Source organism: Herbidospora mongoliensis, assembly GCF_001570545.1.
Classification (GTDB): domain Bacteria; phylum Actinomycetota; class Actinomycetes; order Streptosporangiales; family Streptosporangiaceae; genus Herbidospora; species Herbidospora mongoliensis.
Genome location: NZ_BBXD01000010.1, coordinates 531,487 through 555,513, shown reverse-complemented (window position 1 = coordinate 555,513; position 24,027 = coordinate 531,487). Strand labels below are relative to the sequence as shown.

Below are 24,027 nucleotides of genomic sequence, written 5' to 3'. Positions count from 1 at the left end.
GTTCAGCTGCCTCCGCATTCCTGGACTGTGAAGGTGAAAGTCCGGCTGTTGTTGTTCTCGTTGTCCTCGGGGATGCCGCCGTCGAAGTCGGCGGTGAACGAAACTGTGTGAACGCCTGCGGTGATGTCGTGCCAGATGTGGTCATGGCTGTCGACGGCTCCGGCCGGGATGCTGAAATGTCCTCCGTCGAAGATCGTGCCGGCGTCGTCCACCCAGCGGATGTTGAAGAAACCGGTCTCGACGGTGCCCCTGTTCTTGATCAGAGCCCGAACCGTCGGCGAATTCCCCGCGCAGAGCGGAACTCCCGGCAGGATCGACATCGCGGTGACCGCCATGTCGGGATGGGGTCCGGGCGGAACACATTCCTTCACCGTCAGTTTCACGGTCCTGGTGTTGTTCCCCTCCTCGGATTCCCTGATCTCCCGATCGGGATCGGCGATGAACTTGACGATGTGCGTGCCTTTTGAGATATCCGGAAGTACGAGATCGACGACGCCCGACCCGCCGGCCGCTATGTCGGTATGCGTGGAAGTCTCCACGACGCCGTCGTTGTCCTCCCAGCGATAGTCGAACGCCCCGGTAGGCGCCTGCCCACTGTTATGGATGGTCGCTCGCACGGTCGGCGAGTCTCCCGGACAGATCGTGGCACCTGTGGTCTCCACCAGCCCGGTGACGTTGATGTCGGGGCGCGATTCGGGCTCGGCCTGGGCGACACCGCCCACCAGTGAGAGCAGCCCGGGAAGCGCCAAGGCGATGATGAGAATCCGGCGTAATCGAAGAACCATGAGGTGTGCCTTCTTTCGCGATTCGGTCCTCGATTATCACGAGCGGGCCCGCCGGAAAGGGATGGCGTTCTGTACCGTTTATCGGGCGAAATGTATCGGAAGGCGAATCAGTGTCCCGCAGTCACCCGGTTCGGCCCCGCGCCCGAGCTGCCCATGCTGGCGTGCCACAACACCCGCTGGGGTTCCTTGACGCCCAGGTCGGCGTAGGGCGACAGTTCGTAGCCGTTCTCGTAGGTGATCTTCTTGCCGCCGATGGCGCCCCGCGTCTCTCCCGGGCGGTCTGCGAGGAGGTCGCGGACCGCTTCGATGCCGTGGGTTCGCCACAGCCGGTCCAGGTCGGGCAGGTTCCAGGCGTGGACGGCGCGCATCGAGATCCCGCGACGGCCGGTACGCCGGATCACCCCCCGCGCCACCAGCAGCCACGACCCGAACACCGTCGCCGCCGTGTGCGCCTGGACCGACTCGAAGAAGGTCAGGTCGATGGGGCCGGTGGAGTCGTCCAAGGTCGTGAAGATGACGCGTTGCCCGGAGCGGACCGCCGGGGTCTGGGTCGCCACCTTCACTCCGGCGACCAGGATCTCCGCCCCGTTGCGCTGGCGGAGGAGGTCGCGGGCGCGGACCACGCCGATGGCGTCGAGGAAGTCGTCGTGGAAGGCGATCACGTGGCGGGTGACGTCCAGGCCGAGGACGCTCAGTTCCGCCTCGACCGCTTCGGCCTCGCTCATCTCCGGGAACTCACCCGGCACCACGTGGTCGGCGAAGTTCATCGGCAGCTGGCCCGAGCCCTGACCGCCTGCCCGGTCGAGGGCTCCCACCTGGGCCATCAGGTCGCGGCGGGTCAGGCGGCCGGGGCGCCAGCGGGGTTCCCCGGGGCGCAGGTCGTGGATCGCGTCCAGGCCGCCGACCTCGATGATGTGCTCGGCCACGGGGCGGGACGGGCGGGCGCGGTCCCAGAAGTCGGACATCGAGACGTAGGGCCGGCCCGCGATCATGCGGTCGATCTCGGCCGTGCTGATGCCCTTGATGGCGGAGAAGGGGACGCGGAGGCCGTACCCGCGACCGTAGAACGGCGGGTCGGCGACGCCGGGGGCGAGTTTCTCCACGCGCCAGTCGCGGGCGGAGCGGTTGATGTCCAGCGGCAGCACTTCCACGCCGCATTGGCGGGCTTCGTCGAGGATGACGCGGTTGGGGTACATGCCCGGTTCGTGGGTGAGGAGGCCGGCGAAGAAGGCGGCCGTGTGGTGGCGTTTCAGCCAGGCCGACTGGTAGGTGGGCAGGCCGAACGCGGCCGCGTGGGCCTTGCAGAAGCCGAACGCGCCGAACGCGTCGAGCACCCGCCAGGTCTCCTCGACCGTCGCGGCGTCGAACTCGGGGCGGACGTTCATCTCCCACCATGTCCGGACCCGGGAGCGTCCGGCCGGTGAGGACAGCGTGCGGCGGACCCTCTCGGCCTCCGACAGGCCGCAGTCGGTCATGATGTCGACGATCTTCAGGACCTGCTCGTGGAAGACGACGACGCCGTTCGTCTCGGCCAAGGCCGGGCGCAACGCCGGGTGCGGATAGACGGCCTGGCGGAAGCCGTGCCGGGACTCCAGATAGGGGGTCACCATGTCGGAGTTGACCGGGCCGGGGCGGAACAGCGAGATGTCCACGATCAGGTCGTGCATGGTGCGGGGTTCCAGTTTCGCGACGAGTTCGCGCTGACCTGGGGATTCGATCTGGAAGCAGCCGATGGTACGGCTCTCGCGCACCATGTCGTAGGTCGCCGCGTCGTCGTGCGGAACCGCATCGAGATCGACTTCGAGCCCGTCCACCCGGTGGATCTCGTCGAGCGCGTAGGCCATGGCCGACTGCATCCGCACGCCCAGGACGTCGAGCTTCAGCAGTCCGGCGTCCTCGACGTCGTCCTTGTCGAACTGCGACATCGGGAACTCCAGCAGGCTGCGCTCGACCGGGGTGCGGCCGCGCAGGCCCATGTTCCCGACCAGCACGCCACACGGGTGCAGCGCGATGTGCCGGGGCAGGCCGTCGAGGCGTTCGGCCAGCCGGAAGACCGTTTCCAGCGCCCGGTCGTTCAGGCCACTGTCGCGCAGTTCCGGCAGGTCGTCCAAAGCCGCACGAATCTGACGAGCGCGCACATGGGGAAAAGCCTTGGCGATGGCGTCGATCTCGTGGGGCGGCAGGCCCATCGCGGCGCCCACGTCGCGGATGGCGCTGCGGGCCCGGTAGGTCTCCATCATCGAGACGCAGGCGACGCGCGACTCCCCGTACCGATCGAGGATCGCCCGGTAGCAGTCGAGGCGACGGGCCGACTCGACGTCCACGTCGATGTCGGGCAGGCCGACGCGGCCCTCGGACAGGAAGCGCTCCATCAGGAGGCCGTGCTCCAGCGGGTTGACCTCGCCGATCTTGATCAGGTAGTTCACCAGGCTGCCCGCGCCCGAACCCCGGATCGCGCAGCGGACGCCCATGCCGCGGATCATGTCGGTGATCCCGGCGACCGCGACGAAGTAGCCCGACAGGCGCTTCTTCTCGATGATCGCCAGCTCGGCGGCCAACCGGTCCCTGGCATCCCGCGAGTTCCGAAGGCCCCGGTCGAGCAGGCCGTCTTCACACCGGTGCCGCAGCAGCGGGATCGGATCGCCGCCGATCTCCGGGAGGTGCACCACCGGATCGACCTCGTCGATCAGCGGCACGATCTCCACCGGGTCGAGCACGCACGCCTCGGCCGCGCGCCAGGTCACGCCGAGCAGCCGGGTCGCCCGCGCCTGGTCGCCGCCGCACACGCGCAGGGCGACGCGTGCCATCTCCTCGCCGCTCTTCAGGTAGGCGTGCGACGACGACTCCACGTGCCTTCCATGCAGCGGTACGAGTTTGCGCGCCGCGTCCAGCACGTTGCCGACCTGGTAGTCGGCCGGGTCGAGGTGCCTGACCGCGTTGGTGAGGATCGCGGGCAGGCCCAGGGAGTCGGCCAGGGCCAGCAGGTGGGTGGCGGTGTTGACGTCGCGGTAGCCGTACAGGTCGACGATCTCCACAGCGGCGCCCGGCACCGCCGCGCGCCAGCGTTGGAGCAGGTCGCGGGCCTGCTGGTCGCGGCGGGCGGCGACCGCGCGGCCGACCTCCGAGCGCGGGCCGAGCAGTACGGTCAACCTGCCGTCGGCGGCGTGCTGACCAACCAGGTCCATGGTGACCCGGGGTTCGCCGCGTTCGCCCGCGTAGTGGGCGGCGGTGACCAGACGGCACAGGTCGCCCCAGCCGTCGTGGTTGGCCAGAACCACGATGCGGTCGTCGTCATCGGACCCAGAATCAGACAGGGCCAGATCGACGCCGACGACGGCCCCGATGCCCGCCTCGTGACAGGCCCGGACGTGTTTGATCGCGCCGTAGAGGCCGTCGCGGTCGGTCAGCGCGAGGGCGTCCATGCCGTGTTCGACCGCGCGGGTGACCAGGGCCGGTGGGAACGCGGAGCCGTACCGCAACGAGTAGGCCGAAGCGACGTGGAGGTGCCGGAACGGCCCCATCAATCCCACGCCCGCAGCAGCAGCCACGCGTCGGTGGCGGTGTCGAACCGCAGTTCATAGGTGCCCGTCTGGGCTTCCAGCCGCCAGAACCGGCGTTCGCCGGGATCGGTTTCGGAGGTTTTCCACCATTCCCGGGCGACCACCCAGTGGTCGAGGATCTGCCGGACCACATAGAGGCGGTCACGCCAGACAAACCGGACAGGCTGGCCGTCTTTGACCCATACCTCTATCGGATCGCCATAGAGTCTGCTCACGGACCTTCTCCCGATGGCTCTCAGTTGCCTGTGATCGCCACCCGGGGGAAGTGGGCGGGCGGTGCTGTATCGAACATATGTTCACAGCGCCTTGAACGCAAGTTCGAACGTCAGGGTATGACGTAGTTCATTTCCCCTGGTTTCTGTACGGTGGGTCGTCGTGGCGAACGAACCTCAGCAGATAGGGCCTTATCGCATCACCGGCCGCCTCGGCCGGGGCGGTATGGGCACCGTCTATCTCGGCCAGGACGACGCCGGCCGCAAGGTCGCCGTCAAGGTGATCAACGCGGAGTACAGCCAGAACGAGAACTTCCGGGTGAGGTTCCGCCGCGAGGCCGACTCGGCCCAGCGGGTACGCCGTTTCTGCACCGCCGCCGTGCTGGCCGCCGACCTCGACGGCGAGCAGCTCTATGTCGTCACCGAATACGTCGACGGCCCCAACCTCGAACAGGCCGTGGAGAAGTCGGGCCCGCTGACCGGGTCGAGCCTGGAGGCCCTGGCGGTCGGGGTGGCCACCGCGCTCACCGCGATCCACTCCGCCGGGATCGTGCACCGCGACCTCAAGCCGTCCAACGTGCTGCTCTCCAACGTCGGCCCCCGGGTGATCGACTTCGGCATCGCCCGCGCGCTCGACACGTTCGGCGGGGTCACCCACACCGGCGAGCTGGTCGGCACCCCCCGCTACATGGCGCCCGAGGTGCTGCGCGGCGAGGCCATCTCCCCCGCCTGCGACGTGTTCTCGTGGGGCTGCCTGGTGGCGTTCGCGGCCAGCGGCAAGGCCCCCTTCAACGGCGAGGCGCTGCCCGCCGTGATCTTCCAGGTGCTCAACGCCGAGCCGGTGCTCGACAACCTCGAACCGCAGATGCGCCAGCTCGTGCTGGCCGCGCTCGACAAGGACCCGGGCAAGCGCCCGACCGCCCAGCAGCTCCTCGACAGCATGGTCGGCCGGGTCACCCCGGAGATCGCCCAGCACACGGTGGCGCAGACCTGGAAGCAGAGCGCGCCGACCCTGCGGCAGCGCACTCCGAACCGGGGCCGCCTGATCGCCGGGGTCGCGGTGGCCGCGGCGGTCGCGATCACGGCGGGCATCATCGGCGTGCGCGCCCTGGCCGGGCCGAGCGGCCCGCCGGAGCACCTGTCCCGCCTCTACCTGGAGGACTTCACCAGCAACGGCGACTGGTCTGGCACCTACGACCCCGACAACGGCTCCGTCTACGGATACACCCCCCAGGGCACCTACGCGCTGGACCTCAACACCGAGAACCCCGAGGGCATCATTCCGGCGCCGATCCCGTTCGTCGCGGTGCAGAAGGCCGACCCCGGCCCCTCGCCCACCCCGGTCACCCCCCTCAACCTGCTCATCAGCGTCTTCGCCGAGGCCAAGGAGCCGGTCGGCACCGGCGAATACGGCCTCTTCTGCCGGGGCAGCGACAACAACTACAAGGCCAATCGCTACGAGTTCCTGCTGAACAGCTCGGGCGAGGCCCGCATCCGCCGGGTCTCCGGAGGCTCCGGCGGCATCATCGCCAAGGGCGCCGTCGACCTGCCGAGCGGCAAGAACAGCCTGACCGTCTCCTGCGAGCCCGGCGCCGACAAGACCGTCACGCTGACCATGTGGGTGAACGGGAACCAGGTGGCCACGGCCATCGACAACAACGGCCTCGCCACCGGCGACGTCGGCATCATCGGCCGGGTCCAGGCCGACGGGGAGTCGTCGATCAAGCTGGCCTTCGACGACTTCGAGCTCAGAGGCCAGATCAACGGGTAGAACAGGCGCCATGCGAGCGATCGTCATCACCACACCAGGCGGATCATCGGTTCTCGACCACGCGGAGGTGCCCGATCCCGTTCCCGGGGAGGGCGAGGCGCTGGTCGAGGTCGCCGCGAGCGGCGTCAACTTCATCGACGTCTACCACCGCGAGGGCCGCTATCCCCTCGCCACCCCGTTCGTGCCAGGTTCGGAAGGCGCCGGTACGGTGAGCGCCACCGGCCCCGGCGTCACCGAGGTCGCCGTGGGCGACCGGGTGGCCTGGGCCAACGTGCTCGGCAGCTACGCCGAGAAGCAGGTCGTGCCGACGGAGAAACTGGTCCCGGTCCCCGACCCGCTGGAACTCGACCTGGCCGCGGCGGTGATGCTCCAGGGCATGACCGCCCACTACCTGACCCACTCGACCTACGCGATCCAGCCGGACGACGTGGTTCTGATCCACGCCGCCGCCGGTGGCATGGGCCTGCTGCTCACCCAGATGGCCAAGACCCGCGGCGCCCACGTGATCGCCACGGTCTCCTCGGAGGCCAAGGGGAAACTCGCCCGCGCGGCCGGCGCCGACGAGGTCCTCCGCTACGCCGACGTGGCCGCCGACGTGCGCAAACGCTGTCATGTCGTGTACGACGGCGTCGGCGCCACCACCTTCGAGGACTCCCTGGCGGCCCTGCGCCCCCGCGGCGTCCTGGCCCTCTACGGCGCCGCCAGCGGCCCGGTTCCCCCGTTCGACCTGCAGCGCCTCAACGCGGCCGGTTCGCTGTTCGTCACCCGCCCGACCCTGGGCCACTATGTGGCGACCCGTCCGGAACTGCTGGAGCGGGCGGAAGACGTGCTGGGCTGGGTCGCCGACGGGTCGCTCGACGTGGCGGTCTGGAAGCGCTACCCGCTGGCCGAGGCCCGGCAGGCCCACGACGACCTGGAGGGTCGCCGGACCACCGGGAAACTCCTGCTCATCCCGTGAATACCGTGAAACACAAGGCATAGGTTGGTTGACGTGAACCAGACGGCGTTCGTACTCGGTGGCGGCGGGGTTCTCGGCGCCCACGAGGTCGGCATGCTGCGCGCCCTCGGGGAGGCCGGGATCAAGCCCGACCTGATCGTCGGCACCTCTGTGGGGGCGCTGAACGGGGTCGTCCTGGCCGCCAACCCGACAGACGCCGTCGACCGGCTCAGCGAGCTCTGGAGCTCCCACATCGTCCGGACCGCGTTCGCCGGTTCGTGGATGACCCGCCTGTCCACCCTGGCCAGGACCGGCACCCACCTTCACCCGATCGACCCGCTGCGCCGCCTGCTGGGCGGCCACCTGCCGGACACGTTCGACGACCTGGAGATCCCGTTCCAGTGCGTCGCCGCGTCGATCCAGAAGGCCCGCGCCCACTGGTTCACCGAGGGCCCGCTCGCCGACGCGGTGCTCGCGTCGTGTGCCGTGCCGGGTCTGCTGCCGCCCGTGCGCATCGACGGTGAGCACTTCGTCGACGGCGGCCTGGTGCACAGCATCCCGGTCGGCCGCGCGGTCGCCATGGGGGCCACCCGCATCTTCGTCCTGCACGTCGGCCGCATCGAGAGGCCGCTGGAGCCCCCCGCGAAGCCGTGGGAGGTCGGCCTGGTCGCCTTCGAGATCGCCCGCCGCCACCGCTTCGCCGAGGAGATGGCCGCGCTGCCCGACGACATCGAGGTCCACGTGATGCCGGCCGCCTTCGGCGGCCGCCCCGGCCTGGGCGACCTGCGTTACCGGGACGCCTCCCGGATCGCCCGCCACGCCGGGCGCGCCTACGAGGCCTCGGCCGCCTATTTGGCAGCGCTATGAACAAAGCGAGACGCGGATGGCCGAAGGCCGGTCGTGGCTCGCGCAAGGAATCTGCCTCAAAGAAACGAGGTCGGTCATGCTCCCTCCCCGGATCGTCCGGCGGCTGATCTTCGCGCCGCTGGTGATCGTGCTGACCGTCGCCATCGTCATCACCCTGCCGGTCTGGCTCGTCTTCGGCCTCATCGTCAGCCTCCGCCTGCCCCCGCCGCGACGGCGGGGGCTGCGACTGGTCGTGTTCGCCGTGGTGTGGCTCGCGCTGGAGTCGGCGGCCCTGATCGCCAGCCTGGAACTGTGGGTCGCGTCGGGCTTCGGGGGGCGCCTGAGCGAGGCCAGCCACCAGGAGCGCCACTACGCCCTGATCCGCTGGCTGCTGACCAACGTCTACGGCGCGGCGGTGGCGATCTTCCGCCTGTCGGTGGAGATCGAGGAACCCGCGCTGACCGGGCAGGAGATCGAGCGCAGGCTGACCCGCCCGATCATCGTGCTGTCCCGCCACGCCGGCCCCGGCGACTCGTTCCTGCTCGTCTACCACCTGCTGGCCCGCTACCAGCGGCGTCCCCGGATCGTCATGAAGGCGGCGTTGCAGTTCGACCCGTCGCTCGACGTGGTGATCAACCGGCTGCCCAACGCGTTCGTCCCGAAGAAGATCGCCGAAAGCGGGATCGTGGCGGAGATCTCCCGGCTGGCCTCCGACATGGACGCCGACGACGCGCTCGTGATCTTCCCGGAGGGCGGCAACTTCACCCCGGCCCGCCGCTTCAGGGCGATCAGGCGCCTGCGTGAACGAGGACTGCGCAAGGAGGCCGCCCGCGCCGAACGCCTCGACCACCTGCTGCCCCCACGCCCCAACGGCGCCATCGCGGCCCTGACCGCCTGCCCGGCGGCCGACGTCATCTTCGTGGCCCACACCGGCCTCGACGACCTGATCACCCTCGGCGACATCTGGAACCACCTGCCGGAAGAGGCCCGCATCACCGCGAAGTGGTGGCGCTGGGCGGCGGAGGACGTCCCGAGAGAACGCGAGGACCAGATCACCTGGCTCTTCGACCAGTGGACCGCCATCGACAACTGGATCACCGCCCAGAAGGCGGTGGCCGCCACGGACGGCGGCGGTGGTGTCGTCGAGCCGTTGTGAGCAAGGCGATTCCTGTCAGCACGCCCACGGCGGCGACGGCGGCGGTGGCCGCGATCACGACCATCGGGGCCCTCCCGGCGGAATGACCGCCTTCGCCGGCCCCGCCCCTTTGTTGATCAACTCCTGGAGCGCTTCGGTGTCCATGTGGTGTTCGATCAGGTCGCCGATGGCGTCGAGGCGGTCTTCGCGCAGCTGGGCGAAGTCGACCGTGCTCTCGACCGGCAGGCCGATCTCGGCGAGGAACGCGCGGCGGAAGCCGTCGTTCTCCAGCGCGCCGTGCCAGGTGGTGCCCCAGACGTTGGCCCGGTGGCACCCGTCGAGGAACGGTTCGGTGCCCGGGGCGGGGGTGACGATGCCGTGATGGATCTCGTACGCGGCCACGCGGTGACCGTATGCCGACCCGGTCGGCCTGGCCAGCACTTTTTCCTGGACGAACCGGACTGTGGCCGGGAGGAGGCCCAGCCCCGGCGTGGTGCCCTGCTTGGACTCGACGTCGTCGTGGATGGTCTCGGTGAGCATCTGGTAGCCGCCGCAGATGCCGAGGATCGGGCCTGCCCTCCGGGCCAGGGCGTCGGCGATGCCGCGCTCCCTGAGCCAGGCGAGGTCGCTGACAGTGGCGCGGGAGCCGGGAAGGATCACCAGGTCGGCGGCGGCGATCTCGCGGGGTGAGGTGACGAACCTGACGTTCACCCCGGGTTCGGCGGCGAGGGCGTCGATGTCGGTGAAATTCGAGATGCGCGGATATCTCACGACGACGATGGTGATGTGGCCGTCGCCGGTCTCCGGCCGGTTGTCCAGCGCCAGGGAGTCCTCGACGTCCATCCACATCCCGTCGAGCCAGGGCAGCACGCCGTAGACCTCGCGGCGGGTGAGGTCGCGCAGCATGTCGAGGCCCGGTTCGAGCAGTTCCTTCGCGCCCCGGAACTTGTTGATCACGAAGCCGGAGACGAGCGCCTGGTCCTCGGGTTCCAGCAGCGCCAGCGTGCCGTAGAGGTGGGCGAACACCCCGCCCCTGTCGATGTCGCCCACGACGATGACCGGCAGGTCGGCGGCCCGCGCCAGGCCCATGTTGGCGATGTCGTTGGCCCGCAGGTTGATCTCCGCCGGACTGCCGGCGCCCTCGCAGACGACGACGTCGTATTCGGCCCGGAGCCGGGCCAGCGACTCCAGCGCGACCTCCTTGAGGTGCCGCTTCATGGTCGGGTATGTCAGCGCGTCGACGTCGGCCAGCGGCCTGCCCTTCACCACGACCTGGCTGCGGCGGTCGCTGCCCGGCTTGAGCAGCACGGGGTTCATGTCGGCGGTCGGCTCGATGCCGCACGCGGCGGCCTGGGTCGCCTGCGCCCGCCCGATCTCGGCGCCGTCGGCGGTGACGTAGGAGTTGAGCGACATGTTCTGCGCCTTGAACGGCGCGACCTTCACACCCTGCCGGGCCAGCCACCGGCAGATCCCGGCGGTGACGACACTCTTCCCCGCATCGGACGTGGTCCCGGCGACGAGCAGGGCGCCTTTCATCTTTGTGGTCATTTCCGCCTCGCCAGGACCGCCAGGACCGCCAGGGCCGCCGCCGCCCAGGCCACCCGCCGGGCCAGCGTCACAGATCGCGAAATATCCGCCTTCGTCGGCCGGGGGCCGTCGCCGAGTTCGGGGCGGTGTTCCAGGCGGCCGCCATAGTCGTTGACGCCGCCCAGCGTCACGTTCAGGGCTCCTGCGAAAGCTGCTTCGCACTGACCGGAATTGGGACTGGGGTGGCGGGAGCCGTAAAGAAAAACAGCTCTGAGGGTCGGCCGGAACCGACCGGAACACAGCGCGGCGAGCAGCGCGGTGAGGCGGGCGGGGATGTAGTTGACCACGTCGTCGAGGCGGGCCGCCGCCCAGCCGAACTTCTCGTATCGCGGCGAATGGTGACCGACCATCGCATCCAGCGTGTTGATCGCCCGATAGGCCAGCAATCCGGGCACGCCCGCCACCGCGCCCCAGAACAGAGGTGCGACCACGGCGTCGGAGGTGTTCTCGGCGATCGACTCGACGGTGGCGCGGGCCAGTTCGTCTTCGCCCAGATTGCTCGGGTCACGACCGCAGAGGTGCGGCAACCTGCGACGGGCCGCGTCGATGTCATCGTCATCGAGGTGGCGGGCCATGTTCGCGCCCTCGCGGGCCAGAGTGGTGCCGCCGAGGACCGCCCACGTGGCGGCGGCCGTGATCACGGTCTTCTTCGGGAGCAAGACCCCCAAAGCGGTCACGGAGCCGACGCAGACGGCGGTGAAGATCAATCCGCGGGTACGCGAGTCGCGATAGACCCGCCGTTCCAGTTCCGTGGCGGCGGTCCCGAACAGCGCCACCGGGTGTCCCCGCCGGGGGTCTCCGATCAGTGCGTCCAGAGCCACCCCGAGCGCGATCCCCCGCGCTTCCTCCCCCATCACGCACGCATTCTCTCCTATTGGAGGAAACGGTGCAGAACGTCCTCATTCGCATCAAGCCACGCGGCGGCCCGCCGGATGCGCTGCCCGGCCCCCGACTCCCACATGACCGCCCAGCCGCCGCCGTCGGTCTCGGCCTTGCGCTTCATGGCGGCGTACGAGCGATCGAATCGCAACCGCGCGGTGGGGATGAGCCGCAGCCTCTCGGCGGCGCTCAGCCCATAGGCGTCGGCGAACAGCCTGATGCGCCGGCCGGTGTCGAGATCGGGATGGTCGCGGTCGAGCGGATCGGCGATCGGCGCCCAGTGACGCAGCGTGGTCACCACGTCGAACAACCGGGACACCGGCCTGGCCATGTCGAAGTCGATCAGCGCCACCGGCAGCCCGTCGCGGAACACCACGTTCTCCGGCGTGATGTCACAGTGCCCGACGACCTCGGGCTCGACGTCGTCGACCGACCCCTCTTCCCAGGTGGCGCCGGGCTTCGGCCGGAACCCGGCCACCGCGTCGTGGTAGCGCCGCTGCAGCCCGGCCAGCTCGGCGAGCACGTTCTCGCCGGCCGGAAAGGGGCGCCCGGGAACATCTCCCGGTACGAAGGTCAGCACCTCCCGCCCCAGCTCATCGATGCCCAGCACGCGAGGCGCGGCGTCGAACCCGACGGATTCCAGGTGGCGGAGCAGGGCATGGACGGCGGACGAGGTGGCCTTCAACGGGCGGCGGACCGTGTCGCCGACACGGACCACGCCTTCGGTGACATCGCCGCCGGACAACGGGACTTCATCGGCCCGCGACACAACGAACATGCGTATTGAGAGTAGTGGAACAAGGTTCGGACGGCACTGGAAAAACGTGTCACAGCCTGCTACGGAGCGTGACTACTGTCGGGTAGGCTCGCCGCAAGCAAGGGCTTGATCGTTAAGTCACTGCGCTGCGAAGGGACCTGGACACGAAATGTCTCTCCCGTGAACGCCAGGTGGGTCGTGCCCACGTCGAGCGCCGCTGCCGCCGCGGGGTCATTCGCGATGGCCCCGGAGGACTCCACCGGCCTGTTTCTCGCCGTCGCGCTTGGAGTGGCGGCCGTGCTCGCGATATTGCTGGTCATCGAGGCGTCGACGGCGACGTTCTCCGAGAAGCACAGCGCCAGGGCCCTGAAGGTGCTGGCCCTGCTGTTCGGCCGGGACGAACCGGCCGACGAGCCTCAACCCGAGGAGCCTCATGAATGAGGGAAGGTTGGCGCGCCCTGAGGGATTCGAACCCCCGACCGGTGGATTAGAAGTCCACTGCTCTATCCGACTGAGCTAAGGGCGCCCAGTGCCCCATTCTGCATGATCCTCCGACTGGTTTCACACCGCAATTCCGGGGTGTTGACACTCGCGACATGTCTCGAAATACTCGAAGTCGAGTAAGGGGGGATATTGGGCGCACGTCACCGCAGCAATCCGCTGGCCCTCGCGGTGCTGGCGCTGCTCTACGAGCAGCCCATGCATCCCTACGAGATGGCCACCACCATGCGCGACCGCCGCAAGGAAGACTCGATCAAGCTCAACTACGGGTCGCTCTACTCGGTCGTGCAGTCGCTGGAGAAGCGCGCGCTGATCCAGGCCAGGGAGACCGGGCGCGACGGCCGCCGGCCCGAACGCACGGTCTACGAGATCACCGCCGGGGGTGGCGTCGAGCTCCTCGACTGGCTGAGCGAACTGGTCTCCGTTCCGGCCAAGGACTTCACCGATTTCGAGGCGGCGCTGTCGCTGCTGGGGTGTCTGCGGCCGGAGGAGGCCGTGCACCTGCTCGAAGAGCGGGCGGTCCGGCTGGAGCAGGAACTGGCGCAGGCCGAGGCGCTGCGCCGGCACGAGTCGATGGCCAAGCTCGACCGGCTGTTCTACATCGAGTGGGAATATCGGCTGGCCCTGCGGCGCACCGAGCTCATCTTCGTGAAAGACCTGATCAGAGACATCGGCGACGGTTCGATCGCCGGGCTCGAACACTGGCGGGCCTTCCACGCCGACCATTGAGAGCCCCGGGCGGGTGTTGCAGCACCCGGCCCGGGGCGAACCGACAAAGGCCGCCGGTAGCAGCCGTCATCGCAACAGACTCATGCTACGCGGGCAGCCGGAAAGATCATCAATGATCACCGCTGATCGACTGGTCAAGGACTACGGGAAGGTCAGGGCGCTCGACGAGCTGACCCTCGACATCCCGCCGGGCATCGTCTTCGGGCTCCTGGGGCCCAACGGCGCGGGCAAGTCCACCACTATCAAGATCCTCACCACGCTGTCGGCTCCGACGAGCGGCTCGGCCGTGGTCGCCGGCCACGACGTCATGAAAAATCCAGACAAGGTGCGCACCGCGATCGGCTGCGTCACCCAGAAACCCGGCATCGACCCCGCCGCCACCGGCCGCGAGAACCTCCGTCTCCAGGCCGCCCTGTACGGCATGCGGACCTCCGACCGGAACACCCGCATCACCCACCTGCTGGGCAGATTCGGCCTCGACGCCGCCGCCGACCGCCCGGCCCGCACCTACTCAGGCGGCATGCAACGCAAACTCGACATCGCGATGGGCCTCATCCACCGTCCCACCGTGCTGTTCCTCGACGAGCCCACCACGGGCCTCGACCCGGAGGCCCGCGCGGAGACCTGGGCCGAGATCGGCCGCCTCACCGACGAGGGCATGACCATCCTGCTCACCACCCACTACCTGGAGGAGGCCGACCGGCTCGCCGCCCGGCTGGCGATCGTCGACCGGGGCCGGGTGGTGGCCCTGGGGACCCCCGACTCCCTCAAGTCCGAACTCCAGGGCGACGCCATCCACGTCGACCTGGCCGACCCGGCGGCGGCGACGGAGGCCGTACCGATCCTGAAGACCCACGGCCGCGAGGTCACGGTGAGCGGCCGGACGGTCCGGGCCCGCGTGCACGACGGCGCGGCGGCCGTCCCGGCCGTGCTGGCGGCCCTCGACGCCGCGGGTGTCACGGTCGCGTCGGTCGCGGTGTCCCGGCCGTCGCTGGACGACGTCTACCTCCGGCACACCGGCCGCAGCTTCGCCGACGCCTCCGGGGAGGTGGCGGCGTGATCACGCACACCTTCCACCTCGCCGCCCAGTCGGTGCGGGCGCTGCTCCGGCAGCCGTTCTTCGTGCTGATCTCGCTGGTCCAGCCGATGATCTGGCTGCTGCTGTTCGGCGAGTTGTTCAAGCGGGTCGTCGAGCTGCCCGGGTTCGCCACCACGAGCTACATCGACTTCCTGATCCCCGGCATCGTCGTGATGAACGTGCTGTTCGGCGCCAACTGGGCCGGGATGACGTTCATCGAGATGATGCAGCAGGGCAGCCTCGACAGGATGCTGACCACTCCGCTGCGCCGGGGCGCGCTGATCCTGTCGTCGCTGGTCTACAACTCGATCACCACGGTGGTCCAGACGACGATCATCTTCCTCGTCGGCTGGCCGCTCGGGGCCCGGTTCACCCTCGGCGGCGTGCTGGTCACCTACGCCGCCGCGATCCTGCTCACCGGGGCGATCTGCTCGATCTCGAACGCCTACGCGCTGGTGCTGCGGAGCCGGGAGGCCCTGATCGGGCTGTCGGTCATGCTGGCGCTGCCGCTGGCGTTCCTGTCGACGGCGCTGCTGGCCCAGGACGCGGTGCCCGGGTGGATCAGGACCGTCGCCAGATACAACCCGATCGACTGGGCGGTGACGGCCTCGCGCGAGGCGATGGCCGCCGCGCCCGACTGGGCCGGGGTCGGCGGGCGGCTGGGGCTGCTCGTGCTGGTCACGGCGGCGCTCGCGGCGGTGGCGACGCGGACGTTCGATTCGTACCGGCGTTCGATATGAAAAATGTCGGCCCGGGTCGCTAGCGTAGGGTGATGGACTCTCAGCTCATCGGGCGGGATCACCCCGTCGGGTTGCTGCGTGCGGAGATCGGCCGGGCCCTCGACAGTCACGGGGGCCTGGTGCTGGTCACCGGGGAGGCCGGGATCGGCAAGACCACGCTGGTCACCGGTGGGGTCGAAGAGGCCAAGCGGGCCGGGGCCCTGGTGCTCGGCGGGTCGTGCTGGCAGTCCGACGGCGCGCCCGGCTACTGGCCCTGGGTGCAGGTCATCCGCGCGCTGCGGCGCGCCCCCGAGTGGTCGTCGGTGGGGGCCGACACCACCGAGGTGCTGGCGATCCTGCTGGGTGAGCGGTCCGGTGCCGGCAAGGAGCCGTTCGAGGGGTTCCGGCTCTACGACGCGGTGGCGACGGCGCTGGTGTCGGTGGCGCAGAGCCGTCCGGTCGTGGTGGTGCTCGACGATCTCCACTGGGCCGACACCGCGTCGCTGAAGCTGCTGGAGTTCGCCGCCCAGCACACCTGGTTCGAGCGGCTGCTGCTGGTCGGCACCTACCGCGACGTCGAGGCCGAGGCGCCCGGTCATCCGCTGGCGCCGCTGATCATGCCGCTGGTGGCGAAGGCGACGTGCATCTCGCTGACCGGGCTGGGGCGCGACGAGGTGGGCGCGCTGATGACCCGCACGGCCGGGCGGGTGCCAGATCCCCCTTTGGTCGACGAGGTGCACCGGCGCACCGGCGGCAATCCGTTCTTCGTCGAGCAGACCGCCCGGCTCTGGCAGGGCGGCGGGTCGGTGACCGCGATCGCGCCGGGGGTGCGCGACGCGGTGCAGAAACGCGTCTCGTTGCTGTCACCGCAGGTCGCGGCGTTACTGACCGACGCGTCGGTGCTGGGGCGCGAGTTCCAGCGCGACGTGCTGGCGGCGCTGGCCGGGCTGCCGGCCCACCGCGTCGACGCGCTTCTCGGGCAGGCCGTGGCCTCGCGCCTGGTCGTCCAGCTCACCGAGGGGCGGCTGGGCTTCGCCCATGATCTCGTACGCGAGACGCTCTACGAATCCCTCGGTGAGCACGCGGCCGGGCGGCACGCCGGTGTGATCATGGCCCTCGACGCCGATCCGGCGCTGGCCGCCCACATCCTCCCCGCCGACCAGGCCCGCCACGCCTACCAGGCGGGCCACCAGCTGCCGTCGACGGTCACGGTCGCGCGGCTGCTGTCGGCGGCCGGCGAGGCCCACGGGCGCATGGCCATCGAGGAGTCGATCGGCCATCTGCGCAAGGCCGCCACCCGGGGCGAGGGGCTGGAGCCACGACGCCGGGCGATGATCGCGATAGAGCTGAGCGCCTGCCTGTTCCACGTCAACGACGTCGGCGAGACCCGCGCCACGCTCGAGTCGGCCTGGTTCTTCGCCACCCAGACCGGCGACGCCGACGTGCTGGCCCGGGTCGCGATCAGCTACTACCGCATCGACGGGCCCGGCATGATGGGCGGCGGTCCCGGCGGGGGCCGCAGCGCCGAGATCGTCCGCCAGGCCCACCGCGCCCTGATCGGCGGCGACCAGGCCACGTCGACCGACGCGATGGCCGACGAGCTGACGATCCACATCGCGGCGATCGCCCGCGCGGGCGACGACGACGAAACGCTGGCCTTCGGGCTGGCCGCCCGCCACGACGTGCTGTTCGGCCTGGGCACCGCTGCCGAGCGCATCGAGCTGACCAGCGAGATGGAGACCGTCGCCCGGCGCAGCGCCGACACCGGCACCGAGCACTTCGCCGCCTCGCTGCGCTGGGTGGCGCTGCTGGAGGCGGGCGACCCCGCCTACCTCGACCAGTTCACCGAGTCGACCGCGTTCGCGCTGCGCGTCGGCGGCGAACGCATGATCTTCTCCGCCCGGATCGACCAGTCGATCATCATGACCCTGGCCGGCCGGTTCGCCGAGGCCGAGGAGTTCGTGCGCGGCGCGATCGAGGTGGTCGACGAAGACAGCCGCCACAAGTTCGCCTTCATGGTCGACCACATCCTGTGGGCGGTGCTGCTCCACCAGGGCCGGTTCACCGAGATCCCGGCGGTGCTGGCGCGGCTGGAGACCTCCGGCCACCCGCAGGCCGACCTGCTGAGAGGCATCACCGCACTCCAGTCGGGCGACCTCGACACCGCGCTGGCCACAATGCCCGACGACGGCGCCGACTCCTATCCGCGCGCGTTCGCCCCGCTGGGGCTGCGGTTCATCGCCCAGGCGGCGGCCGAATCGTCCGACCCGGCGCTGACGGCATGGGCGGCCGAGACACTGGCGCCCCATTCGGGCAACTGGCTGGTCAGCATCGGCGGCTGCGACATCGCCGGACCGGTCGACCACTGGCTCGGCGTCCTGGCCGCCTCGCAGGGGCGGTGGCACGAGGCGTTCTCCCGGCTGACCACGGCGCGGGAAGCGGCGGTGGCCATGGAGGCGCGGCCTTGGGTGGTGGAGGCCGGAGTCCACATGGGGCGGGCCCTGCTGGCCCTCGGTGATCGGGAGCGGGCCCGGGTCCTGCTCGACGAGACGGCGGCCGAAGCGGCCGAGCTGGGCATGAGCCACATCCGCGAGCAGGTCACCCGGGTCCGGCGAGAGATGGCGAGGCCGCCGACGGACAGTGGCCAGGTCGGCCACGCGGGCGGGTCGGCCCTGGGCAGCGCGTTCGCGGAGGTTCGGCGGGAGGCCGCCGAGGTCGGGCGATCCCAGATCAAGCCCACCTTCCGTCGTGACGGCGACGTCTGGGAGCTGGCCTACGACGACCTGGTGATCCGCATGCCCGATGCCAAAGGCCTGCGCGACCTGCACAACCTGCTGGGGGCTCCCGGCACCGACATCCCGGCGGTCCGGCTGCTCAACCCCGAAGGGGGCAGGGAGGCGGTCGCGGCCCGGAGCTTCGGCGGCGATCCCGTGCTCGACGACGAGGCCAAGGCGCGTTACCGGCGCCACCTCGCCCGGCTCGACGAGGAGATCGACCGGGCCGCGTCTCTCGGCGACGACGACCGCGCCGCCACCCTCGACCGGGAGCGTGAGGCGCTGCTCGCCGAACTGCGCGCCGCCGCCGGTCTGGCGGGGCGCGACCGGCGGCTGGGCGACGAGGCCGAGCGGGCCCGCAAGACGGTGACCGCCCGGATCCGCGACACTCTGCGCAAACTCGGCGAACGCCATCCCTCTCTCGCTTCCCACCTGCGCGAGTCGATCAGCACGGGCTCGTCGTGCCGCTACCGGCCGGAGTCACCGGTCGGCTGGCGGCTCTGAATTCGCCGGAGGAAGACTCCCGGGCCGCCGTGCCCCCGTTCAGGCGGCGGCCCGAAAGCCTTACTTCCTGTTGTACGCCCGCATCGTCAGCGGTCCAAAAATGGCCAGCAGCGCCACCGTGGCGATGAACACCCAGGTCAGCTCGCCCATATCCGGATTGCCGTCCATCAGGCCCCGAACCGCCGCCACCAGCCGCGTGATCGGGTTGATCTCGACGAAGGCCTGCAGCCACCCGGGCATCGTCGACGGGTCGACGAAGATGTTGCTCAGGAACGTCAAGGGGAACAGCACGAGCATGCTGACCCCCATGACCGACTTCTCGCTGCGCAGGTAGAGCCCGCACATCGTCCAGATCCATGAGAACGCGAACGAGAACACGACCAGCAGCCCGATCCCCGCGGCCACGCCCATCACACCGCCGGCCGGCCGGAACCCCAGGATCAGCCCGACCACAGTGATCACCAGCGACGCCAGCACATAACGCAGCACGTCGCCCAGCAGGTTGCCCACCATGGCCGCGGGCCGCCAGATCGGCAGGGACTTGAACCGGTCGAAGACGCCCTTGGCGATGTCGACGTTCACCGCGATCCCGCTGTACATGGTTGTCATCACGACGCTCTGCACCATGATCCCGGGCAGCAGGAACTGGAGATACTCCGTGGTCGACCCGGCCAGCGCACCGCCGAACAGGTAGGTGAACATCAGCGTCATCATGATCGGGAACGCCGTCACGTCGAACAGCTGCTCCGGCACATGCTTGATCTTCAGGATCGCGCGCCACCCGAACGTCAGCGACGCCGACAGCGCGCTCGGCCGGGGTGGTCGCGCCCGGGGGTCGAGGATCGCCCCGATGGCCTCGGCCGTGGGGACGTAGACCGGCTCGGTCGTCTCGGTGGTCTTCTCGGTGACGGTGCTGCTCATGCGGCGTCCTCCTGGGGGGTGGCGGGGTGGTCGGTGAGGGCGAGGAAGACCTCGTCGAGGGAGGGCTGGCCGAGGGAGAAGTCGTCGATGACGATCCCGGAGGCGGCCAGGGCCGACAGGGCCTTGGCGGCGTCTTCGGCCGCGCCGCGCTCGGTGCCGTGGCCGGGGACGCGCACGGTCACCCGGACCGGATCGGGCCCGGGGATCACCGGAGCCGCCAGCACACCGGCGAGGATCTTCTCGGCCTCGGCCCGCTGGGCGGCGTCGCGCAGCCGCACGTTGACTGTTCCGGCGCCCACCGACGACTTGAGCTCGCCGGGAGTGCCCTCGGCGATGAGCTTCCCGTGGTCGATCACCGCGATGCGGCCGGCGAGCTGGTCGGCCTCGTCGAGATACTGCGTGGTCAGCAGCACGGTCGTGCCGTAGCTGACCACGGCGCGGATGATGTCCCACACCTGGTTGCGGCTGCGCGGGTCGAGACCCGTCGTGGGTTCGTCGAGGAAGAGCAGGCGGGGTGTGTTCATCAGGGTCGCCGAGATGTCGAGGCGCCGCCGCATGCCGCCGGAGTAGTTCTTGACCAGCCGGTCGCCGGCCGGGGTGAGGCCGAACGCCTCCAGGAGCTCTTCGGCGCGGGTGCGGGCGGCCTGATGGCGGAAACCGAGCAGCCGGCCGATGAGGATGAGGTTCTCGCGGCCGGTCATGTCCTCGTCGAGGGAGGCGTATTGGCCGGTGAGGCCGACCAGTGACCGCACGGTGTCTGCCTCGGCCATCACGTCGTGGCCGAAGACGCGGGCGGTGCCGCCGTCGGGGCGCAGCAGGGTGGCCAGCATGCGCACAGCGGTGGTCTTGCCGGCGCCGTTGGGGCCGAGCACGCCGAACACGGCGCCGGCCGGAACCGTCAGGTCGAGCCCGTCGACGGCGCGGTTGTCGCCGAAGACCTTGACGAGACCGTTCGTCTCGATCGCGGTGTCTGTCATGCCCTATAGGCGCGAGACCGCGTGCTAGATCGGATCTAGCGGCGACTCGCGGGATACGGTCGTCTCGGAGATCAACGGGAGGAAGAGATGGCTGACGTCTTCGACGTGATCGTTATGGGCGCGGGCCCGGTCGGGGAGAACGTGGTCGACCGGGCCGTACGCGGGGGCCTGTCGGTCGCCGTGATCGAGGCCGAACTCGCCGGAGGCGAGTGTTCGTACTGGGCGTGCGTGCCGAGCAAGGCGCTGCTGCGCCCCGTCGACCTGGCCGGAGAGGTCGAACGGGCGCCCGGTCTGACGGTGGGACCGATCGACGTGCAGGCGGTGCTGGCGCGGCGTGACTGGGCGGTGAACGACTACAGCGACAACGGCCAGGCGCGCTGGCTGGAGTCGCTGCCGTCCACGTACATCAGGGGCCGGGCGCGGATCGCCGGGGAGCGGAAGGTCGAGGTCGGGGGCCGGGTGCTGACCGCTCGGCACGCGGTCGTGGTGGCGACGGGCAGCCTGGCGGCGATCCCGCCGATTCCGGGGCTGGCCGAGGCGAACCCGTGGACGAACCGCGAGGCCACCGGCGTGAAGAAGGTGCCGGGCCGGCTGATCGTGCTGGGCGGCGGCGTGGTGGCGTGCGAGATGTCCCAGGCGCTCCATGCCCTGGGCGCGACCGAGACGACCATGATCGTGCGTGGCCACCGGCTGCTCGGCCGGTGTGAGAACTTCGCCGCCACGATGGTCGCCGACGCGCTCGTGGCGCGGGGCATCGACATCCGGTTCGGCACCGAGATCGAGCGGGTCGAGCGGACCGGCAGCGAGGTCGTGGCGCACCTGTCCGACGGCACGACGCTGACCGCCGACGAGATCCTGGTCGCGACCGGGCGGCGCATCGGCGTCGACATCGGCCTCGACACCGTCGGCCTGCCGGACGGCCGCCCGATCGAGGTGGACGACAGCATGCGCTCGCCCAGCCACGACTGGCTCTACGCGGTCGGCGACGCCAACGGCCGGGCGCTGCTCACCCACATGGGCAAATACCAGGCCAGGTTGTGCGGCGACGTCATCGCGGCCCGCGCCAACCGCCGCCCCGACGACCTGCCGTCGATGCGCGACCAGGCCGACCACTACGGCCCGCCTCAGGTCGTCTTCACCGATCCGCAGGTCTGCGCGGTCGGGATCACCGAGGAGGAGGCGCGGCGGCGGGGGCTCAACGTCCGTTCCGTCGAGTACGACATGAGCGGCATCACCGGCGCCTACCTGTCGGCCGACGGCTACATCGGGCGCGCGAAGGCCGTGGTCGACGAAGATCGCAAGGTGCTCGTCGGAGTGACCTTCGCGGCCCCGGCGGTGGCGGATCTCCTCCACTCCGCGACCATCGCGATCACCGCCGAGGTGCCGATCGAGAAGCTCTGGCACGCGGTGCCGTCGTTCCCCACGGTCAGCGAGGTGTGGCTGCGCCTGCTGGAGACCTACGGCCTCTAGACCTGATAGGCGGAATCTCTGACATCGGTGATCGCCATGTGCCCCGGCGCATGGCCGATCGCGAACGGGATCCCGGCGGCCATCACGGCGGCCTGCGGAGTGACTCCGCAGGCCCAGAACACCGGCACCTCCCCCGGCCGGACCTCGACCGGATCGCCGAAGTCGGGCGCGGCGAGGTCGTCGATCCCCAGGCTCGCCGGATCACCGATGTGCACGGGGGCTCCGTGGACCTGCGGGTAGCGCGCGGTGACGCGTACCGCGTCGGGGACCGAACCGGCCGGAATCGGCCGCATCGACACCACCAGCGGCCCCGACAGCCGTCCGGCCGGGCGGCAGGGCACCGACGTGCGGTACATCGGGACGTTGACGCCCATCTCCAGATGCCTGACCGGAATGTCCTCCCGGATCAGCGCGTCTTCAAAGGTGAAACTGCACCCGATCAGGAACGGTACGAGATCATCCCGCCAGAACCGGGAGACATCGGTCATCTCGGCGACGGGCGCGCCGTTCTCGTACACGACATATCCCGGCAGATCAGTGCGCAGATCGCCCGCGAAGATCGGCAGACTGGTGGCCCCGGGATCTCCGACGTCCAGAATCGGACAGGGCTTGGGATTGCGCTGCGCGAAGAGCAGCATGTCGTATGCGAGGTCCGCGGGCACGGCGAGCAGGTTGGCCTGGGCGTAACCCGGACACCACCCTGCGGTGGGCGTCTTCAGCCCGGCCCGGAACCGCCTCCGGGCCTCGTGAGGGGTCATTCGGGCACGTCCTCCGGAATAGTTGAATCCTCAACCAAGTTGTGGGTCCATAGTCGACCAAGCGAGACGCGGTGAACCTGCCCAGAAGGCAGGGCCGGCTGTGGCTCTCGCTGTGTACCTCTCTTGCGAAACAGGAAGGAGCCCCAGATGCCCGCCGTAACCGTGGACAACCCGCTCACCCTCCCCCGGCTGCCGGAGCCCATGGCGGCCGTGCACGAGCGCAAGGTCCTGACGGTCGCCACCGCGCCGACAGGCTTCGAAGGCGAGGGATTCCCGGTCAGACGCGCACTGGCCACGATCAAGCCAAAGTATCTCGATCCGTTCATCATGATGGACCAGATGGGCGAGGTGGACTACGCCCCGGGCGAGCCCAAGGGCACGCCGTGGCACCCCCACCGGGGGTTCGAGACGGTGACGTACATCATCGACGGCGTCTTCGACCACACCGACTCCCACGGCGGCGGCGGAACCATCACCAATGGGGACACCCAGTGGATGACGGCCGGTTCCGGACTTCTGCACAAAGAAGCGCCGCCGGAATGGCTCGTCCAGAAGGGCGGCCTTTTCCACGGCATCCAGCTCTGGGTGAATCTGCCGTCCAAATCCAAAATGCTGGCGCCCAAATATCAGGACATCGGCCGGACCAAAGTCTCCCTGCTGAGCAGCCACGACGGCGGTTCCCTCGTGCGGGTCATCGCCGGTGACGTCGCCGGGCACCTCGGCCCAGGCGCCACCCACACGCCGATCACGCTGATCCACGCGAGCATCACGCCCGGGGCCCGGCTGACGATTCCGTGGCGGGCCGACTTCAACGCGCTCGCGTACGTGCTCTCCGGCCGGGGAACCGCCGGAGCCGACGGTCAGCCGATCGAGATGGGGCAACTCGCCGTGTACGAGGGATTCGGCGCGACCCAGGCCGAGACGATCACCCTGACGGCGGCGAAGACGCAGGACACCCGGTCACCGAACATGGAAGTGATCATCCTGGGCGGGAAGCCGATCGGGGAGCCAGTCGAGCACTACGGGCCGTTCGTGATGAACACGAAGGCGGAACTGGCCCAGGCGTTCGAGGACTTCCAGGCAGGGCGGCTGGGGACGATCCCGGCCGGACACCACTGAGCTCCGGC

At 69.8% G+C, this 24,027-nt stretch carries 20 protein-coding genes and 1 tRNA gene; 11 read left to right on the top strand and 10 right to left on the bottom strand.

The features are described 5' to 3' along the window. Positions 1-2 precede the first annotated feature (2 nt). The 3 genes from AW272_RS11375 to AW272_RS11365 form a co-directional block, all read right to left on the bottom strand. Positions 3-722 carry a CARDB domain-containing protein gene (locus AW272_RS11375; protein ID WP_169807527.1) on the bottom strand — a complete coding sequence of 240 codons (720 nt, stop codon included), beginning with the start codon at positions 720-722 and terminating at the stop codon, positions 3-5. Between the two features lie 170 nt (positions 723-892). After that, positions 893-4,306, bottom strand: coding sequence for a DNA polymerase III subunit alpha (locus AW272_RS11370; protein WP_066363519.1), 3,414 nt, complete (start codon positions 4,304-4,306; stop codon positions 893-895). After that, a complete protein-coding gene (locus AW272_RS11365; protein WP_083958187.1) occupies positions 4,306-4,560 on the bottom strand; it encodes a DUF6504 family protein in 255 nt (84 codons plus the stop codon). The genes AW272_RS11370 and AW272_RS11365 overlap by 1 nt, the downstream gene beginning before the upstream one ends. 160 nt (positions 4,561-4,720) lie before the next feature. On the opposite strand from AW272_RS11365, the gene AW272_RS11360 reads away from it, so the two are divergent. The 4 genes from AW272_RS11360 to AW272_RS11345 all read left to right on the top strand — a co-directional run bounded on the left by AW272_RS11360 (position 4,721) and on the right by AW272_RS11345 (position 9,267). Continuing rightward, complete coding sequence (locus tag AW272_RS11360) at positions 4,721-6,328, top strand: serine/threonine-protein kinase (RefSeq protein WP_245657423.1); 1,608 nt, start codon at positions 4,721-4,723, stop codon at positions 6,326-6,328. Positions 6,329-6,338: 10 nt separating this feature from the next. After that, positions 6,339-7,286: a quinone oxidoreductase family protein gene (locus AW272_RS11355; RefSeq protein ID WP_066363510.1), complete on the top strand. Its 948-nt coding sequence runs from the start codon at positions 6,339-6,341 to the stop codon at positions 7,284-7,286. A gap of 33 nt (positions 7,287-7,319) precedes the next feature. Then, positions 7,320-8,132 (top strand): patatin-like phospholipase family protein, encoded by an 813-nt coding sequence (locus tag AW272_RS11350; protein WP_066363507.1) that lies wholly within the window; start codon positions 7,320-7,322, stop codon positions 8,130-8,132. A gap of 76 nt (positions 8,133-8,208) precedes the next feature. Further along, complete coding sequence (locus AW272_RS11345; protein ID WP_066363749.1) at positions 8,209-9,267, top strand: 1-acyl-sn-glycerol-3-phosphate acyltransferase; 1,059 nt, start codon at positions 8,209-8,211, stop codon at positions 9,265-9,267. Positions 9,268-9,321: 54 nt separating this feature from the next. Here the strand turns inward: AW272_RS11345 and AW272_RS11340 are convergent, their stop codons facing one another. The 3 genes from AW272_RS11340 to AW272_RS11330 are packed head-to-tail and all read right to left on the bottom strand — an operon-like array spanning position 9,322 to position 12,490. After that, complete coding sequence (locus AW272_RS11340) at positions 9,322-10,794, bottom strand: cobyric acid synthase (RefSeq protein ID WP_245657421.1); 1,473 nt, start codon at positions 10,792-10,794, stop codon at positions 9,322-9,324. After that, complete coding sequence (locus AW272_RS11335) at positions 10,791-11,687, bottom strand: cobalamin biosynthesis protein (RefSeq protein WP_066363505.1); 897 nt, start codon at positions 11,685-11,687, stop codon at positions 10,791-10,793. Before AW272_RS11335 ends, AW272_RS11340 begins: the two co-directional genes overlap by 4 nt. Positions 11,688-11,704: 17 nt before the next feature. Continuing rightward, positions 11,705-12,490 (bottom strand): phosphotransferase, encoded by a 786-nt coding sequence (locus AW272_RS11330; RefSeq protein ID WP_066363504.1) that lies wholly within the window; start codon positions 12,488-12,490, stop codon positions 11,705-11,707. A gap of 159 nt (positions 12,491-12,649) precedes the next feature. On the opposite strand from AW272_RS11330, the gene AW272_RS11325 reads away from it, so the two are divergent. Continuing rightward, positions 12,650-12,910 carry an ABC transporter permease gene (locus tag AW272_RS11325; protein WP_066363501.1) on the top strand — a complete coding sequence of 87 codons (261 nt, stop codon included), beginning with the start codon at positions 12,650-12,652 and terminating at the stop codon, positions 12,908-12,910. 8 nt (positions 12,911-12,918) lie between these two features. Here the strand turns inward: AW272_RS11325 and AW272_RS11320 are convergent. Continuing rightward, positions 12,919-12,995: transfer RNA gene (locus AW272_RS11320), tRNA-Arg, on the bottom strand. Positions 12,996-13,102: 107 nt separating this feature from the next. On the opposite strand from AW272_RS11320, the gene AW272_RS11315 reads away from it, so the two are divergent. The 4 genes from AW272_RS11315 (at position 13,103) to AW272_RS11300 (ending at position 18,774) form a co-directional block, all read left to right on the top strand. Further along, the gene (locus tag AW272_RS11315; protein WP_066363500.1) at positions 13,103-13,699 is read left to right on the top strand and encodes a PadR family transcriptional regulator; all 597 of its coding nucleotides are present in this window, start codon (positions 13,103-13,105) and stop codon (positions 13,697-13,699) included. Positions 13,700-13,811: 112 nt separating this feature from the next. Continuing rightward, positions 13,812-14,759 carry an ATP-binding cassette domain-containing protein gene (locus tag AW272_RS11310; RefSeq protein ID WP_218010845.1) on the top strand — a complete coding sequence of 316 codons (948 nt, stop codon included), beginning with the start codon at positions 13,812-13,814 and terminating at the stop codon, positions 14,757-14,759. After that, positions 14,756-15,517: an ABC transporter permease gene (locus AW272_RS11305; protein WP_066363498.1), complete on the top strand. Its 762-nt coding sequence runs from the start codon at positions 14,756-14,758 to the stop codon at positions 15,515-15,517. Before AW272_RS11310 ends, AW272_RS11305 begins: the two co-directional genes overlap by 4 nt. 32 nt (positions 15,518-15,549) lie before the next feature. Further along, entirely contained in the window at positions 15,550-18,774 is a 3,225-nt protein-coding gene (locus tag AW272_RS11300) for an ATP-binding protein (RefSeq protein ID WP_066363497.1), read from the top strand. Positions 18,775-18,834: 60 nt separating this feature from the next. Here AW272_RS11300 and AW272_RS11295 read toward each other — a convergent pair whose 3' ends face one another. Together AW272_RS11295 and AW272_RS11290 are read right to left on the bottom strand one after the other, a co-directional pair. Then, positions 18,835-19,695, bottom strand: a complete 861-nt coding sequence (locus AW272_RS11295) for an ABC transporter permease (protein ID WP_066363496.1) — start codon at positions 19,693-19,695, stop codon at positions 18,835-18,837. Continuing rightward, positions 19,692-20,672 carry an ATP-binding cassette domain-containing protein gene (locus AW272_RS11290; RefSeq protein WP_066363495.1) on the bottom strand — a complete coding sequence of 327 codons (981 nt, stop codon included), beginning with the start codon at positions 20,670-20,672 and terminating at the stop codon, positions 19,692-19,694. The genes AW272_RS11295 and AW272_RS11290 overlap by 4 nt, the downstream gene beginning before the upstream one ends. An 87-nt stretch (positions 20,673-20,759) precedes the next feature. On the opposite strand from AW272_RS11290, the gene AW272_RS11285 reads away from it, so the two are divergent. Then, a complete protein-coding gene (locus AW272_RS11285; RefSeq protein WP_066363494.1) occupies positions 20,760-22,142 on the top strand; it encodes a dihydrolipoyl dehydrogenase family protein in 1,383 nt (460 codons plus the stop codon). Here the strand turns inward: AW272_RS11285 and AW272_RS11280 are convergent. Next, positions 22,139-22,900, bottom strand: coding sequence for a putative hydro-lyase (locus AW272_RS11280; protein WP_066363493.1), 762 nt, complete (start codon positions 22,898-22,900; stop codon positions 22,139-22,141). The two genes, AW272_RS11285 and AW272_RS11280, sit on opposite strands and share 4 nt — an antisense overlap. 147 nt (positions 22,901-23,047) lie before the next feature. Between AW272_RS11280 and AW272_RS11275 the strand changes: the two genes are divergently transcribed. Further along, positions 23,048-24,019, top strand: a complete 972-nt coding sequence (locus AW272_RS11275; protein ID WP_066363492.1) for a pirin family protein — start codon at positions 23,048-23,050, stop codon at positions 24,017-24,019. Positions 24,020-24,027: the final 8 nt, after the last annotated feature.